The following is a 15,332-nucleotide window of genomic DNA, read 5'->3' as shown; positions in this document are numbered from 1 at the left end:
CATGTTAACCTTGCGCCCATCGCGGAAAAGCCGGGCTGATGTCCCTCCTTTGCCCTACACCTTTCAACGAATTTGCCTGATATCCGATGAATAAAGCACTGTCCGATCTGTCCTCCCACACGCCAATGATGCAGCAATACTGGCGCCTGAAGAACCAGCACCCCGACCAGCTGATGTTCTACCGCATGGGCGACTTCTACGAGATCTTCTATGAAGACGCGAAGAAGGCCGCCAAGTTGCTGGACATCACCCTGACGGCCCGTGGGCAGTCGGCCGGTCAGGCGATTCCGATGTGTGGGATTCCTTACCACGCGGCCGAAGGCTACCTGGCGAAACTGGTGAAGCTCGGCGAGTCAGTGGTGATCTGTGAACAGGTCGGCGATCCGGCCACCAGCAAGGGGCCGGTGGATCGTCAGGTGGTGCGGATCATCACGCCGGGCACGGTCAGTGATGAAGCGCTGCTGGATGAGCGCCGGGACAACCTGATCGCGGCGGTGTTGGGTGACGAACGTCTGTTCGGTCTGGCGGTGCTGGACATCACCAGCGGCAACTTCACCGTGCTGGAAATAAAGGGCTGGGAAAACCTGCTGGCGGAGCTGGAGCGGGTCAATCCGGTGGAGCTGATGATTCCCGATGACTGGCCAAAGGACCTGCCGGCGGAAAAACGTCGCGGGGTTCGTCGCCGTGCGCCGTGGGATTTCGAACGCGACTCGGCACTGAAAAGCCTTTGCCAGCAATTCTCCACCCAGGACCTGAAAGGCTTCGGTTGCGAGAACCTGACCCTGGCCATCGGCGCCGCCGGTTGCCTGCTCAGCTACGCCAAGGAAACCCAGCGCACCGCCCTGCCCCATTTGCGCAGCCTGCGCCATGAACGCCTGGATGACACCGTGGTGCTGGACGGCGCGAGCCGTCGCAACCTGGAACTGGACACCAACCTGGCCGGAGGCCGCGACAACACGTTGCAGTCGGTGGTAGACCGCTGCCAGACCGCCATGGGCAGCCGCCTGCTGACCCGCTGGCTGAACCGTCCGCTGCGGGATCTGACCGTATTGCTGGCGCGACAGACCTCGATCACCTGCCTGCTCGACGGTTACCGTTTCGAAAAACTGCAACCGCAGCTCAAGGAAATCGGTGACATCGAGCGGATTCTGGCGCGGATCGGCCTGCGCAATGCCCGTCCTCGCGACTTGGCTCGCCTGCGCGATGCGCTCGGTGCATTGCCAGAATTGCAAGTGGCCATGACTGAACTGGAAGCGCCGCACATCATTCAACTGGCGAAGACCACCAGCACCTACCCGGAACTTGCGGCGCTGCTGGAAAAAGCCATCATCGACAACCCGCCGGCGGTGATCCGTGACGGCGGCGTGTTGAAAACCGGTTACGACGCCGAGTTGGACGACCTGCAATCGCTCAGCGAAAACGCCGGGCAGTTCCTGATCGACCTGGAAGCACGGGAGAAGGCTCGCACCGGCCTGTCGCACCTGAAGGTCGGCTACAACCGCATTCACGGTTACTTCATCGAGTTGCCGAGCAAGCAGGCTGAATCGGCCCCGGCCGACTACATCCGCCGCCAGACGCTCAAAGGTGCCGAGCGCTTCATCACGCCGGAACTGAAAGCGTTCGAGGACAAGGCGTTGTCAGCCAAGAGCCGCGCACTGGCCCGCGAGAAGATGCTGTACGAAGCACTGCTCGAAGACCTGATCGCCCAATTGCCGCCGTTGCAAGACACCGCCGCGGCACTGGCCGAGCTGGACGTGCTGAGCAACCTTGCCGAACGTGCGCTGAACCTCGACCTGAACTGCCCGCGCTTCGTTGACGAGCCGTGCATGCGCATCTCCCAGGGTCGCCACCCGGTGGTCGAGCAAGTGCTGACCACGCCGTTCGTGGCCAACGACCTAAGCCTCGACGACAACACGCGCATGCTGGTGATCACCGGTCCGAACATGGGCGGTAAATCCACCTACATGCGCCAGACCGCGTTGATCGTGCTGCTGGCGCACATTGGCAGTTTCGTGCCGGCAGCCAGTTGCGAATTGTCTCTGGTGGACCGGATCTTCACCCGGATCGGTTCCAGCGATGACCTGGCGGGCGGGCGATCGACTTTCATGGTCGAAATGAGCGAAACCGCGAACATTCTGCACAACGCCACCGAACGTAGCTTGGTACTGATGGACGAAGTCGGTCGCGGCACCAGCACCTTCGATGGCCTGTCCCTGGCCTGGGCTGCCGCCGAACGCCTGGCGCATCTGCGGGCTTACACGCTGTTTGCCACCCACTACTTTGAGCTGACGGTGTTACCGGAAGCCCAGCCGCTGGTGGCCAACGTTCACCTTAATGCCACCGAGCACAACGAGCGCATCGTGTTCCTGCACCACGTGCTGCCCGGGCCTGCCAGCCAGAGCTACGGCCTGGCAGTTGCGCAGTTGGCCGGTGTGCCGAGTGAAGTGATCGTGCGTGCTCGCGAGCACCTGGGCCGACTGGAAGCGACTGCCCTGCCCCATGAAGTTCCGAAACCAACCAGAGGCAAACCGGCCGCGCCGCAGCAGAGCGATATGTTCGCCAGCCTGCCGCATCCGGTGCTGGATGAACTGGCCAAACTGGATCTGGATGACATGACACCGCGTCGCGCGTTAGAAATGCTCTATACACTAAAGACACGGATCTAACGCACTTGCCTGCAAGCTGTTAGAATCTCGCGCGGTTTGGGATGCTGCAGGCTAATAGCCTGGCCTGCAGACTATCGCTCCCAAACCTGGCGACCCCAACAAGAAGGGGCTCCGCTGCCGCCGCCTGAGGAGAAAATTAGAAATGACCTTCGTCGTCACCGACAACTGCATCAAGTGCAAGTACACCGACTGCGTAGAAGTCTGTCCGGTGGACTGCTTTTACGAAGGCCCGAACTTCCTGGTGATTCACCCGGATGAGTGCATCGACTGCGCATTGTGCGAACCAGAATGCCCTGCCGTGGCCATCTTCTCTGAAGATGAAGTCCCGGAAGACATGCAGCAGTTCATTCAGCTGAACGTTGAGTTGGCCGAAATCTGGCCCAACATCACCGAGAAGAAAGAATCGCTGCCCGACGCTGAAGAGTGGGATGGCGTCAAAGGCAAGATCAAAGACCTCGAACGCTGATTTCCCCCGCGTTCTCGAAAAGGCCCCTAGCGGGCCTTTTTGCTTTTCTGCAGGAAAAAAAAAGGGGCGGTTTGACCCGCCCACATTTTTTCCCTATTCCCTGTGTTCCTTTTCATCGTCCTGATGAATCGCTTCCCTGCGATGTCCATTCCCCTCATCCTTGAAGGGTGTGTCTGTCCGTTGACACAGTTCAGATACTAGAGAGTTCCCCACCAAGCGCAATCGCTCCCAATCCGCAAAACTCTCTGTCATATGCTTTTAATCTTTATTAATAACTATATAAATCAACTAGATAACTCGAACAGACGTAACAGATGAGCGACTGCCACACTGTAAAAATAACGAACACTTACGAAAGAGTAAGCAAAGACTTACAGCGCGAAACTACAATCCTGAGGCGCTTGCCAGCCATCTCCCAGGCATTAAAAAACCCCGAACCAGTCGAGGTTTTTTAATGCTACTCAAGCGCGTTGCTTACTGAAACAGCGACTCGCTCGACAGGCCGTTCTTCTCGAGAATCTCCCGAAGACGTTTCAGGCCTTCCACCTGAATCTGTCTGACCCGTTCCCGGGTCAGGCCGATCTCCAGGCCCACGTCTTCAAGTGTGCTGCTCTCGTGACCGCGCAGGCCGAAGCGGCGTACCACCACTTCGCGTTGCTTGTCGGTCAGTTCCGAAAGCCATTGATCGATGCTCTGGGACAGGTCGTCATCCTGCAACAGCTCACATGGATCGGTTGGTCGGTCATCTGTAAGGGTGTCCAGCAGGGTTTTATCCGAATCCGGACCCAGCGAGACGTCGACCGAAGAAACCCGCTCGTTCAAGCCGAGCATGCGCTTGACCTCTGCCACTGGTTTTTCCAGCAGGTTGGCGATTTCTTCGGGTGAGGGTTCGTGATCGAGTTTTTGGGTCAGCTCTCGTGCAGCCCGCAGGTACACGTTGAGCTCTTTGACCACATGGATCGGCAACCGGATGGTCCGGGTCTGATTCATGATTGCGCGCTCGATGGTCTGACGAATCCACCAGGTTGCGTAGGTTGAAAAGCGGAAGCCGCGCTCAGGATCGAATTTCTCCACTGCCCGGATCAGTCCGAGGTTGCCCTCTTCGATCAGGTCCAGCAGCGACAACCCACGATTGACGTAACGCCGGGCGATTTTCACCACCAGCCGCAGGTTGCTTTCAATCATGCGTTTGCGCCCGGCCGGATCACCACTTTGCGACAGACGCGCAAAATGAACTTCTTCTTCCGGGGAGAGCAGCGGGGAAAAGCCGATTTCATTGAGGTACAGTTGCGTGGCATCAAGTGCCCGCGTGTAGTCGATGTACTTGTGTTGCTTTAGCGAAGCGGAGTGTTTGGATTTGGCACGAACGGAAGGTGGAGCAGCCCCTTCATCATTCGACATCGAATCCGTAGCGATGCCGGTCTCCATAAGGAGAACCTCATCGTCGATGTCAAACTCCGGCACTTCTTTACTGAGAGCCATTGTTATAGTCCTTTGGTGAGTTCGACCCCAAGCTCAAGCGGCGCCTTTATCCTTGGCAACGCTGGAGCCTGTCCCCTCTACGTGACGGAACAGGCTGGTAACAAATCAACGACGTGGCAGGAACTGCAGTGGATCTACAGGTTTACCTTGTCGGCGAATCTCAAAATGCAGTTTCACCCGGTCTGTACCCGTTGACCCCATTTCGGCAATTGTCTGTCCGACCTTGACCTGCTGCCCCTCCCGAACCAACAGCCTGCGGTTATGTCCGTAGGCACTGACGTAGGTGTCGCTGTGTTTGATGATGACTAATTCGCCGTAGCCCCTTAAGCCACTCCCGGCGTATACCACCGTCCCATCAGACGCAGCTAAAACAGGCTGTCCCAAATCCCCGGCGATATCAATTCCTTTATTCAAACTACCGTTTGAGGAGAACTTTCCAATCAGAATGCCATTAGATGGCCATCCCCAGCCGGTCGGGGCCGGGCCGGCAGGAGGCATCGGAGCGGGGGTCGGCTTGCTGGCGACGGACGGTGCAACCACCGCTGTGCTGGTGGTTGCGCCATTTGGCTGGCGCCGGATTACCGTGGTTTTCAGCGACGACGAAGGCGTTGAATCGGTAGCACTGGCTACCGGCGCCGACGTTGATCCGGTGCGACCGTCAAAGCGAATTGTCTGACCCGGATGGATCGTATACGGCGTAGGAATATTGTTCCGTGCGGCGAGGGCTTTGTAGTCCCAGCCGTAGCGAAAAGCGATCGAGAACAACGTATCTTTTGGTCGAACGACGTATTGACCCGTGGTCACCGCCGGACGCTGGGCGACGGACTTGTTGCGATCGACGACACGCACGTCACTCGTTTTGGAACTGGAGCAACCGACCAGCAAGGTGCTCAAGACGAGGCCAGTCACCAGGCGCTGAAAGCTCTTTGTACCCATACGCTGCGCAATGACTGTGAGACTCACCCGCCGCTCCCTTTTTGGTGGCTGAAATAGTGGATTGCCGTGTTTCGGCACGAAATGTCGCAAGTATAACGGGCCGAACAGGCTTTACCTTTAATGAAGCGAAATCGCTTCGCGCACACGTTTGCTGCCGGCCGATGAATCCTGTTTAACCCATCTATGCCGCAGTAAGACCCGGGCAATCGAAGAGAATTCAGCGTACTTGAACAAATGCTCAGGCCAGCGGCCCGTTGAGCAGTGGCACGAAGCGAACCGACCCCAGAACACGACGTGAAAAGCCTTGTTCTTCGCGGATGATCAGCATCAGTTGCTGCACCTCACCGGAGCCGACAGGAATCACCAGCCGCCCGCCAGGCGCCAATTGATCCAGCAACGCCTGGGGTACATCGGTCGCCACTGCGGTCACGATAATGCCGTTGTATGGCGCCAGTGCCGGCCAGCCTTCCCAGCCATCGCCCCAGCGGAACACCACGTTGCGCAGGTTCAGCTCCACCAGGCGTTCCTTGGCCCGGTCCTGCAACACCTTGATGCGCTCCACGGAGAACACCCGTTCAACCAGCTGCGACAGCACCGCCGTCTGGTAACCCGAGCCGGTACCGATTTCCATCACCTTGTCCAAGGGACCGGCCTCCAGCAGCAGCTCGCTCATGCGCGCCACCATATAAGGCTGGGAGATGGTCTGGTTGTGTCCGATCGGCAGGGCCGTGTCTTCGTAGGCGCGATGAGCCAGCGCTTCGTCGACGAACAGGTGACGCGGTGTACGACGGATGACTTCCAGCACCTTGGCGTTGGAAACCCCTTCCTCATACAGACGCTGAATCAGGCGCTCGCGGGTTCGTTGCGAGGTCATCCCGATGCCGCGACGCAGAATATCGTCTTGTTCACGAGCCATTAGCGCAACCCCTCCAACCAGCCATCGAGACTTCTGAAGGCATCATTGAAGGTGCGATCCAGTTGCAGCGGAGTAATCGAGACAAAGCCCTGCATCACCGCATGAAAGTCGGTGCCCGGGCCACCATCCTCGGCGTCCCCGGCGGCGGCGATCCAGTAACCGGACTTGCCGCGCGGGTCGACCACTTTCATCGGTGCCGCAGCACGTGCGCGGTGCCCGAGACGGGTCAGCTGAATTCCGCGAATGTGGTCCAGCGGCAAATTGGGAATATTCACGCTCAGTACCGTACGCGGTGGCAAGTCGAGGTCAGCGTGGGCCTCGACCAGTTTGCGCGCAAAGTAAGCGGCCGTGGGAAGGTTCTCCACTTGCCGTGAGACCAACGAAAAGGCGAACGAAGGACGCTCAAGGAAACGCCCCTCGAGTGCCGCCGCAACGGTGCCGGAATACAGCACGTCGTCGCCCAGGTTGGCGCCCAGGTTGATGCCGGAAACCACCATGTCCGGTTCGCGCTCCAGCAAGCCGTTAAGGCCCAGGTGCACGCAATCGGTGGGTGTGCCGTTCAGGCTGATAAAGCCGTTGGCCAGGGTTTGCGGGTGCAACGGACGGTCAAGCGTCAGCGAACTGCTGGCGCCGCTTTTGTCCTGGTCCGGGGCGATAACCACGCACTCGGTGTAATCCGCCAGCGCAGCATAAAGCGCGGCGAGACCGGGTGCGGCTACCCCATCGTCGTTAGAAATCAGAATACGCATGGGCTGTCCGTCTGCCCCACCGGCACCAGATCAACAAGCTCGCGCACCAATACGGTGGCAAAGCATCCGGCCGGGAGGACGAATTCCAGTTGCAGAATGTCAGGCTCCGGATAATGCCACGTCAACCCACCAATGGGCAGCCGCAGGATGCGACGTTCGTGGTTCATTCCGGCGTTAATCAACCAATCGCGCAGATCCGCTTCGCGAGCGGCGATTGCCTGCTCCAGTACATGGACAGCGCCGGTCGCCGGCGAGTCACCTTCGCCCCACTGGGGTCCGGTCGGGTGCAGGTCGAGAATTGCCAGACGCGGGTCGTTGCACTCGGCTTCACCTGCCGGAAAAAAACTGCGGCTGTCGGTGAAGGCCAGCAGATCGCCAACCTGCGCTTGCTGCCAGGTGCCATCGGCCACACGCGCCGCCAATACCTGGTTGAACAGGAAGCTGCGGGCAGTGGAGAGCAGACGCGAACGGACATTGCGCTGCTCCGGCAACGCCTTGCGCGCGGCCCAGGCACGGGCATCGACCACGTTACCGCCATCAAAGCCGAAACGCTGGGCACCGAAATAATTGGGAATACCTTGCTTGGCGATCAGCTGCAGCCGCTCTTCAATCGCGGCTTTGTCGCCAGCGAATTGCGTCAGGCGCAAGGTGAAGCCATTCGCCGAATGGGCACCGCGTTGCAGCTTGCGCTTGTGCCGACCGGTCTTGAGGATTTTCAGCGTGTCGTTTTCGGCCGCCGACAAATCAGGGTCGGCCTTGCCCGGCAGCTGCACGCTGAACCACTGGCGAGTCAGCGCCTGACGATCCTTGAGGCCTGCATAGCTGACGGTGCGCAATGGCACACCCGCCGCCTTGGCAATGCGCCGTGCCGCTTCTTCGGTATTGAGACCGCGCTTTTCCACCCAGATCCACAAGTGTTCGCCATCGCCACTGAGGGGGATATCGAGTACTTCATCGACCTGAAAATCTTCTGCGGTGGCTTTCAGAACCGCCGTACCGAGGGCGTCGCCATAGGCTCGCGGGCCGAGCAATTGCGCTTCGTTCATGCGCGCAGCAACAAGGCAACGGAATGCACGGCAATGCCTTCTTCGCGACCGACAAAGCCAAGCTTTTCGGTGGTGGTAGCTTTCACGTTCACTTGATCCAACTCAACTTGAAGATCCGCGGCAATCAGCGCGCGCATCGATTCGATATGCGGGGCCATTTTCGGCGCCTGGGCGACGATGGTGTTATCGACGTTGCCGACTTTCCAGCCTTTGGCGTGGATCAGTGCGACGACGTGACGCAACAGCACGCGGCTGTCGGCGCCCTTGAACGTCGGGTCGGTGTCCGGGAAGTGCTTGCCGATATCACCCAGCGCAGCGGCGCCGAGCAAGGCATCGCTCAAGGCGTGCAGCAGGACGTCACCGTCGGAGTGAGCGAGCAGCCCGAAGCCGTGTGCAATGCGCACACCGCCCAGAGTAATGAAATCGCCTTCAGCGAAACGGTGCACATCATAGCCGTGGCCAATACGCATAAAAAAACGCCCCGATTTTTGTCAGGGCGTGATTCTACCTGCATTAGGCGCCTAGAGCGCGTGCGTGATGCTGCAAGTGGTCGTCAATGAAGCTGGCGATGAAGAAATAGCTGTGGTCGTAGCCCGGTTGCAGGCGCAACGTCAGCGGATGACCGGCCAGTTTGGCCGTCTGTTGCAAGGCTTCAGGCTTGAGTTGAGTCGCCAGGAAATCATCACGATCACCTTGATCGACCAGCAACGGCAACTTTTCGTCGGCCTCGGCGATCAGTGCGCAGGCATCCCATTCGCGCCACTTCGAGCGGTCTTCGCCCAGGTAGCGGGAAAACGCTTTCTGCCCCCACGGGCAATCCATCGGATTGTTGATCGGCGAGAACGCCGACACCGATTGGTAACGCCCCGGATTGCGCAAGGCGCAGACCAGCGCCCCGTGGCCACCCATGGAGTGACCGCTGATGCCGCGCTTGTCCGACGCCGGGAAATGGGCTTCGACCAATGCCGGCAATTCCTGCACGACATAGTCATGCATCCGATAGTGCCGGGACCAGGGTTCCTGCGTGGCATTCAGATAAAACCCGGCACCGAGACCGAAGTCCCAGGCGCCGTCCGGATCACCTGGAACATCGGGTCCGCGAGGGCTGGTGTCCGGCGCAACGATGATCAACCCAAGCTCGGCGGCCATGCGCATCGCGCCGGCCTTGTGCATGAAGTTTTCGTCGGTACAGGTCAGGCCGGACAACCAATACAGCACCGGCAACTTGCCGCCCTGCTCCGCCTGCGGCGGCAGGTACACGGCGAACACCATGTCGCAGCCGAGGACATCGGAGCGGTGCTTGTAGCGTTTGTGCCAGCCACCGAAGCTTTTCTGGCAGGAGATATTTTCCAGGCTCATGACCGACCTCAGAAATGGATGACGCTACGGATGCTTTTGCCTTCGTGCATCAGGTCGAAAGCCTTGTTGATATCTTCCAGGCCCATGGTGTGGGTGATAAACGTATCCAGCGGGATTTCGCCGGTTTCGGCCATCTCGACGTAGCTTGGCAATTCGGTACGACCGCGCACGCCGCCGAATGCCGAACCGCGCCAGACACGACCGGTCACCAGCTGGAATGGACGGGTTGAGATTTCCTGGCCGGCACCGGCCACACCGATAATCACCGACTCACCCCAACCCTTGTGGCAGCACTCAAGGGCCGCACGCATCAATTGCACATTGCCGATGCACTCGAAGGAAAAGTCGACGCCGCCGTCAGTCATGTCGACGATGACTTCCTGGATAGGACGGTCGAAATCTTTCGGGTTCACGCAGTCGGTTGCACCGAGCTGCTTGGCGATCTCGAACTTCGCCGGGTTGATGTCGATGGCGATGATGCGACCAGCCTTGGCCTTGACCGCACCGATGATGGCTGACAAACCGATGCCGCCCAGACCGAAAATGGCGACGGTATCACCTGGTTTTACCTTGGCGGTATTGAGGACTGCACCGATACCGGTGGTGACACCGCAGCCCAGCAGGCAGACTTTTTCCAGTGGTGCTTCTTTTGGAATTTTGGCGACGGAGATTTCCGGCAGCACGGTGTATTCGGAGAATGTCGAAGTCCCCATGTAGTGGAAAATTGGCTGACCCTTGTAGGAAAAGCGCGAAGTGCCATCCGGCATCAGGCCCTTGCCTTGAGTCGCGCGAATCGCCTGACACAGGTTGGTTTTGCCCGACAGACAGAATTTGCACTGACGGCATTCCGGGGTGTACAGCGGGATCACATGGTCGCCGACCGCGACGGAGGTCACGCCCTCACCGATCGCCTCAACCACCGCGCCACCTTCGTGACCGAGGATCGACGGGAAGATGCCTTCCGGGTCAGCGCCCGACAGGGTGTAGGCATCGGTATGGCAGACACCGGAGGCCACCACTCGCAGCAGAACTTCACCGGCCTTGGGCATGGCGACATCGACTTCGACGATCTCGAGGGGTTTCTTGGCCTCGAAGGCAACGGCAGCGCGCGACTTGATCATGTGGATTCTCCAGTGAATAAAAACGAGACAAGGAGTGTAATACAGCGCGCTACGAGGAATAATCCGGGCAAAAGCAAAACATTATTGCCACACAGGGATAATCCTGGATGTCTGAAAACCGCTGGGAAGGAATCGACGAGTTCGTCGCCGTGGCCGAGTGCAGCCAATTCACGGCGGCGGCGGAACGCCTTGGAGTTTCTTCCTCTCACATCAGTCGACAAATCGCACGCCTCGAAGAGCGCCTTCAGACGCGACTGCTTTACCGCAGCACTCGCCGGGTGACGCTGACCGAAGCCGGGCAAACCTTTTTGCAACATTGCCAGCGTTTGCAGGACGGTCGCGAAGAAGCCTTGCGCGCGGTCGGCGACCTGACCAGCGAGCCTAAGGGCATGCTGCGCATGACCTGCGCCGTGGCGTATGGCGAACGCTTCATCGTGCCATTGGTAACCCGTTTCATGGGCCTTTATCCACAACTGCGCGTCGACATTGAATTGAGCAACCGTCCTCTCGACCTGGTGCACGAAGGGCTGGACCTGGCAATCCGCCTCGGGCGTCTCCAGGATTCGCGACTGGTCGCCACGCGCCTGGCACCACGGCGGATGTATTTGTGCGCGTCGCCGTCCTACGTGGAACGGTATGGTCGCCCACACAGTTTGTCGGAACTCAGCCGCCACAATTGCCTGATCGGCAGTTCGGACATGTGGCAACTGGAGCAGAACGGGCGGGAATTTTCACAACGGGTGCAGGGAAACTGGCGCTGCAACAGTGGGCAAGCGGTTCTGGATGCGGCACTACAGGGTGTCGGGTTGTGTCAGCTGCCAGACTATTACGTGCTGGAGCACCTGAAAAACGGCGAATTGATTTCATTGCTGGAGGCGCACCAGCCACCGAACACGGCGGTTTGGGCGCTGTATCCACAGCAGCGGCATCTGTCGCCGAAGGTGCGCAAGTTGGTGGATTATTTGAAGCAAGGGTTGGCTGAGCGGCCGGAGTATCGAACTTAGCTCGGATTGCCGCTTTCAGTGACAGTTTTGCTGACTGAGAGAACGCCATCGCGAGCAGGCTCAGTGCTACAGGGAAATTCATTCCAATGCAGGAGTGAGCCTGCTCGCGATGGCGGTTGAACAGCCAATGAGCGACTCAGCGGCGATTAGCCCAACGCTGACGAAGCCATTCAAGATCTTCAGGGCGAGTAACCTTGAGATTATCGGACCGCCCTTCAATCAGACGCGGCGCCAATCCAGCCCACTCCATGGCCGACGCTTCATCAGTCACCAAAGCATCCGCCACCAGACTGTCCGCCAATGCCCGATGCAACGCGCCGAGGCGAAACATCTGCGGCGTGTACGCCTGCCAGATCACGCTGCGATCCACGGTTTCAACCACACGACCGTGCTTGTCGACCCGTTTGAGCGTATCGCGGGCAGGAACTGCCAGCAGCCCGCCCACTGGATCGTCCGCCAACTCACCCAGCAACTTATCAAGATCATCACGCGAAAGATTCGGCCGTGCAGCATCGTGAACCAGCACCCAGTCTTCATCGTCAGCACCTTGAGCGTGCAGATGCAGCAAGGCATTGAGCACTGACCCGGAACGCTCGTCGCCGCCCTCGACCCGCTGAATACGCGGATCGGCAGCACACGCCAGGTTCGGCCAGTAGGGATCATCAACAGCAAGACTGACCACCAACCCCTTCAGGGCAGGATGATCAAGGAAACAGCCAAGGCTGTGTTCTAGAATAGTGCGCCCGCCCAATTGCAAGTATTGCTTGGGACGGTCTGCGGCCATACGGGCACCGACGCCCGCGGCAGGAATCACGGCCCAGAAGGCCGGTAACGAGTTATTCATTGAGCCAACTGGTAAAGGGTTTCACCGTCCTTGACCATGCCCAACTCATGACGAGCCCGCTCTTCCACGGTCTCCATGCCTTTTTTCAACTCGCTGACTTCGGCGTCCATGACCCGATTGCGTTCCAGCAACCCTTCGTTCTCAGCGTGTTGATCTGCGATCTGCTGAGTCAGCTCAGCCACTTGCGCCAGACTGCCATTTCCCACCCACAGGCGGTATTGCAGGCCAGCCAGCAACAAGAGCAAGACGAGGAACAACCAATTGGGACTGCGCATCGAATATCAGGTATCCAGTGAAAAAAGACAGCCATGCCAAAACTTTGAAGCTTCTGATAGCACGAAGCCTGGAAGACCCAGGCTTGTGCTTATAAGGCATCAGATTAGTGGCAAATCCATCGCTGTAGCGATTTTTCCGACACAATCCGGTGTCTTTTTACCAGTTAACGATTAACCGCGGAATTCGCTGCGACCGTTGTACTTGGCTTTGCCATTCAACTGCTCTTCGATACGCAGCAGTTGGTTGTACTTGGACACGCGGTCCGAACGGCACAGGGAACCGGTCTTGATCTGGCCAGCCGCAGTGCCCACCGCCAGGTCGGCAATGGTCGAATCTTCGGTTTCGCCGGAGCGGTGCGAGATCACGGCAGTGTAACCAGCGGCCTTGGCCATCTGGATGGCTTCCAGGGTTTCGGTCAGGGTGCCGATCTGGTTGAACTTGATCAGGATCGAGTTGGCGATCTTTTTATCGATGCCTTCTTTCAGGATCTTGGTGTTGGTCACGAACAGGTCGTCGCCCACCAGTTGGGTCTTCTCGCCGATCTTGTCGGTGAGGATTTTCCAGCCAGCCCAGTCGGACTCGTCCAGGCCGTCTTCGATCGAGATGATCGGATAACGCTCGGTCAGGCCTTTCAGGTAGTCAGCGAAACCTTCGGCGGTGAACACCTGGCCTTCGCCGGACAGGTTGTATTTACCATCTTCGTAGAATTCGCTGGCCGCGCAGTCCAGTGCCAGGGTCACGTCGGTGCCCAGCTTGTAACCGGCGTTGGCCACGGCCTCGGAGATCACTTTCAACGCGTCTTCGTTGGAAGCCAGGTTCGGTGCGAAACCACCTTCGTCACCCACTGCGGTGCTCAGGCCACGGGCCTTCAGAACAGCTTTGAGGTGATGGAAAATCTCAGTGCCCATGCGCAGGCCTTCCGAGAAAGACTTGGCGCCAACCGGCTGAACCATGAATTCCTGGATGTCGACGTTGTTATCGGCGTGCTCGCCACCGTTGATGATGTTCATCATCGGAACCGGCATCGAGTAGACACCCGGGGTGCCGTTCAGGTTGGCGATGTGCGCGTACAGCGGCAGGTCCTGGTCCTGTGCGGCGGCCTTGGCGGCGGCCAGGGAAACGGCGAGGATCGCGTTGGCGCCCAGGGAGCCTTTGTTTTCGGTGCCATCAAGCTTGATCATCGCGTGATCCAGTGCTTTCTGGTCGCTTGGGTCTGTACCCAGCAACAGATCGCGGATCGGACCGTTGATGTTGGCAACGGCTTTGAGTACGCCTTTGCCCAGGTAACGGCTCTTGTCGCCATCACGCAGCTCGAGCGCTTCACGCGAGCCAGTGGAAGCACCGGACGGCGCGCACGCGCTACCGATGATGCCGTTATCGAGAAGCACGTCCGCTTCCACGGTGGGATTGCCACGGGAGTCGAGAACTTCACGACCTTTGATGTCGACGATTTTTGCCATTGTTGTAAACACTCCAAAGTTGACGAAAACGACGCAGCTAGAGGAAATCTTTTACCGTCGGCAAGTGGTGTGCAGCGGGCAGACTTGCGGACGATAAGGCTCAGGCCCGAGGGCCTGAGTAACAAATCGTGCGGTACTTTACCGGAGAAATGAGGTTTACGCGGTCTCTACCGTCGGAAAACTCTTCACCAGTTCGTCCAGGGCTTTGAGCTGGGCCAGGAATGGCTCCAGTTTGTCCAGGCGCAAGGCGCAAGGGCCGTCGCACTTGGCGTTGTCCGGGTCCGGGTGGGCTTCGAGGAACAGACCGGCCAGCGACTGGCTCATGCCTGCCTTGGCCAGGTCAGTGACCTGGGCGCGACGACCGCCGGCGGAATCGGAGCGACCACCGGGCATTTGCAGCGCGTGGGTCACGTCGAAGAACACCGGGTATTCGAACTGCTTCATGATGCCGAAGCCAAGCATGTCGACGACCAGGTTGTTGTAGCCAAAGCTCGAACCGCGTTCGCAGAGGATCAACTGATCGTTACCCGCTTCCACGCATTTGCTCAGGATGTGTTTCATCTCATGCGGGGCGAGGAACTGGGCTTTCTTGATGTTGATCACCGCGCCGGTCTTGGCCATCGCGACCACCAGATCAGTCTGGCGCGACAGGAAGGCCGGCAGCTGGATGATGTCGCAGACTTCAGCGACGACCGCGGCCTGGTCAGGCTCGTGGACGTCGGTGATGATCGGCACGCCGAAGGCTTGCTTGATGTCCTGGAAAATCCGCATGCCCTCTTCCAGGCCGGGGCCACGGTAAGAGGCCACGGAGGAACGGTTGGCCTTGTCGAAGCTGGCCTTGAACACGTAAGGGATACCGAGTTTCTCGGTGACCTTTACGTATTCTTCGCAGACCTGCATCGCCATGTCGCGGCTTTCCAGCACGTTCATGCCACCGAAAAGCACCATTGGCTTGTCGTTGGCAATCTCGATATCGCCTACACGGATGATCTTCTGCGCCATCGGAT

15 protein-coding genes are annotated in these 15,332 nt (G+C 58.8%); 3 read left to right on the top strand and 12 right to left on the bottom strand.

The window, feature by feature from the left end:
* Window positions 1-98: 98 nt before the first annotated feature.
* Window positions 99-2,666: a DNA mismatch repair protein MutS gene (gene mutS, locus JIO00_RS06095; RefSeq protein ID WP_191650639.1), complete on the top strand. Its 2,568-nt coding sequence runs from the start codon at window positions 99-101 to the stop codon at window positions 2,664-2,666.
* Window positions 2,667-2,808: 142 nt separating this feature from the next.
* The gene (gene fdxA / locus JIO00_RS06090; RefSeq protein ID WP_008154011.1) at window positions 2,809-3,132 is read left to right on the top strand and encodes a ferredoxin FdxA; all 324 of its coding nucleotides are present in this window, start codon (window positions 2,809-2,811) and stop codon (window positions 3,130-3,132) included.
* Between the two features lie 474 nt (window positions 3,133-3,606).
* Here the strand turns inward: fdxA and rpoS are convergent, their stop codons facing one another.
* From rpoS to JIO00_RS06050, 8 genes are all read right to left on the bottom strand, one after another.
* Window positions 3,607-4,614 carry an RNA polymerase sigma factor RpoS gene (rpoS, locus tag JIO00_RS06085; protein WP_010462770.1) on the bottom strand — a complete coding sequence of 336 codons (1,008 nt, stop codon included), beginning with the start codon at window positions 4,612-4,614 and terminating at the stop codon, window positions 3,607-3,609.
* A 105-nt stretch (window positions 4,615-4,719) separates the two neighbouring features.
* Entirely contained in the window at window positions 4,720-5,577 is an 858-nt protein-coding gene (locus tag JIO00_RS06080) for a peptidoglycan DD-metalloendopeptidase family protein (RefSeq protein ID WP_083374911.1), read from the bottom strand.
* A gap of 211 nt (window positions 5,578-5,788) precedes the next feature.
* Entirely contained in the window at window positions 5,789-6,424 is a 636-nt protein-coding gene (locus JIO00_RS06075) for a protein-L-isoaspartate(D-aspartate) O-methyltransferase (protein WP_010462773.1), read from the bottom strand.
* A gap of 41 nt (window positions 6,425-6,465) precedes the next feature.
* On the bottom strand, window positions 6,466-7,215 hold the full coding sequence (gene surE, locus JIO00_RS06070) for a 5'/3'-nucleotidase SurE (RefSeq protein WP_077748335.1): 750 nt from the start codon (window positions 7,213-7,215) through the stop codon (window positions 6,466-6,468).
* Window positions 7,203-8,261: a tRNA pseudouridine(13) synthase TruD gene (gene truD, locus JIO00_RS06065; RefSeq protein WP_010462778.1), complete on the bottom strand. Its 1,059-nt coding sequence runs from the start codon at window positions 8,259-8,261 to the stop codon at window positions 7,203-7,205. Before truD ends, surE begins: the two co-directional genes overlap by 13 nt.
* Window positions 8,258-8,731, bottom strand: a complete 474-nt coding sequence (gene ispF / locus JIO00_RS06060; protein WP_010462780.1) for a 2-C-methyl-D-erythritol 2,4-cyclodiphosphate synthase — start codon at window positions 8,729-8,731, stop codon at window positions 8,258-8,260. Before ispF ends, truD begins: the two co-directional genes overlap by 4 nt.
* A gap of 43 nt (window positions 8,732-8,774) precedes the next feature.
* A complete protein-coding gene (fghA, locus tag JIO00_RS06055) occupies window positions 8,775-9,620 on the bottom strand; it encodes an S-formylglutathione hydrolase (RefSeq protein WP_154503315.1) in 846 nt (281 codons plus the stop codon).
* Between the two features lie 8 nt (window positions 9,621-9,628).
* Window positions 9,629-10,741: an S-(hydroxymethyl)glutathione dehydrogenase/class III alcohol dehydrogenase gene (locus JIO00_RS06050; protein ID WP_010462785.1), complete on the bottom strand. Its 1,113-nt coding sequence runs from the start codon at window positions 10,739-10,741 to the stop codon at window positions 9,629-9,631.
* 107 nt (window positions 10,742-10,848) lie between these two features.
* On the opposite strand from JIO00_RS06050, the gene JIO00_RS06045 reads away from it, so the two are divergent.
* The gene (locus tag JIO00_RS06045) at window positions 10,849-11,745 is read left to right on the top strand and encodes a LysR substrate-binding domain-containing protein (RefSeq protein WP_010462786.1); all 897 of its coding nucleotides are present in this window, start codon (window positions 10,849-10,851) and stop codon (window positions 11,743-11,745) included.
* A 136-nt stretch (window positions 11,746-11,881) separates the two neighbouring features.
* Here the strand turns inward: JIO00_RS06045 and ispD are convergent, their stop codons facing one another.
* From ispD to kdsA, 4 genes are all read right to left on the bottom strand, one after another.
* A complete protein-coding gene (gene ispD / locus JIO00_RS06040) occupies window positions 11,882-12,589 on the bottom strand; it encodes a 2-C-methyl-D-erythritol 4-phosphate cytidylyltransferase (protein WP_010462788.1) in 708 nt (235 codons plus the stop codon).
* Window positions 12,586-12,864 carry a cell division protein FtsB gene (gene ftsB, locus JIO00_RS06035; protein WP_008028992.1) on the bottom strand — a complete coding sequence of 93 codons (279 nt, stop codon included), beginning with the start codon at window positions 12,862-12,864 and terminating at the stop codon, window positions 12,586-12,588. The genes ispD and ftsB overlap by 4 nt, the downstream gene beginning before the upstream one ends.
* 171 nt (window positions 12,865-13,035) lie before the next feature.
* Window positions 13,036-14,325 (bottom strand): phosphopyruvate hydratase, encoded by a 1,290-nt coding sequence (gene eno / locus JIO00_RS06030; protein WP_010462792.1) that lies wholly within the window; start codon window positions 14,323-14,325, stop codon window positions 13,036-13,038.
* 156 nt (window positions 14,326-14,481) lie between these two features.
* The gene (gene kdsA / locus JIO00_RS06025; RefSeq protein WP_010462794.1) at window positions 14,482-15,327 is read right to left on the bottom strand and encodes a 3-deoxy-8-phosphooctulonate synthase; all 846 of its coding nucleotides are present in this window, start codon (window positions 15,325-15,327) and stop codon (window positions 14,482-14,484) included.
* Between the last annotated feature and the right edge of the window lie 5 nt (window positions 15,328-15,332).

Source organism: Pseudomonas sp. SW-3 (assembly GCF_016615645.1).
In the GTDB taxonomy this organism is placed as follows: domain Bacteria; phylum Pseudomonadota; class Gammaproteobacteria; order Pseudomonadales; family Pseudomonadaceae; genus Aquipseudomonas; species Aquipseudomonas mandelii.
The sequence above is the reverse complement of the archived record's forward strand: the minus strand, read 5'-3'. Positions and strand labels throughout refer to the sequence as shown.

Bases quoted from the DNA above. Each gene is read 5' to 3' on its own strand.
- fghA (WP_154503315.1), bottom strand. From the start codon at position 9,620: ATGAGCCTGGAAAATATCTCCTGCCAGAAAAGCTTCGGTGGCTGGCAC.
- JIO00_RS06075 (WP_010462773.1), bottom strand. From the start codon at position 6,424: ATGACCTCGCAACGAACCCGCGAGCGCCTGATTCAGCGTCTGTATGAG.
- truD (WP_010462778.1), bottom strand. From the start codon at position 8,261: ATGAACGAAGCGCAATTGCTCGGCCCGCGAGCCTATGGCGACGCCCTC.
- rpoS (WP_010462770.1), bottom strand. From the start codon at position 4,614: ATGGCTCTCAGTAAAGAAGTGCCGGAGTTTGACATCGACGATGAGGTT.
- fdxA (WP_008154011.1), top strand. From the start codon at position 2,809: ATGACCTTCGTCGTCACCGACAACTGCATCAAGTGCAAGTACACCGAC.
- eno (WP_010462792.1), bottom strand. From the start codon at position 14,325: ATGGCAAAAATCGTCGACATCAAAGGTCGTGAAGTTCTCGACTCCCGT.
- JIO00_RS06050 (WP_010462785.1), bottom strand. From the start codon at position 10,741: ATGATCAAGTCGCGCGCTGCCGTTGCCTTCGAGGCCAAGAAACCCCTC.
- JIO00_RS06045 (WP_010462786.1), top strand. From the start codon at position 10,849: ATGTCTGAAAACCGCTGGGAAGGAATCGACGAGTTCGTCGCCGTGGCC.
- surE (WP_077748335.1), bottom strand. From the start codon at position 7,215: ATGCGTATTCTGATTTCTAACGACGATGGGGTAGCCGCACCCGGTCTC.
- ispD (WP_010462788.1), bottom strand. From the start codon at position 12,589: ATGAATAACTCGTTACCGGCCTTCTGGGCCGTGATTCCTGCCGCGGGC.
- ispF (WP_010462780.1), bottom strand. From the start codon at position 8,731: ATGCGTATTGGCCACGGCTATGATGTGCACCGTTTCGCTGAAGGCGAT.
- ftsB (WP_008028992.1), bottom strand. From the start codon at position 12,864: ATGCGCAGTCCCAATTGGTTGTTCCTCGTCTTGCTCTTGTTGCTGGCT.
- kdsA (WP_010462794.1), bottom strand. From the start codon at position 15,327: ATGGCGCAGAAGATCATCCGTGTAGGCGATATCGAGATTGCCAACGAC.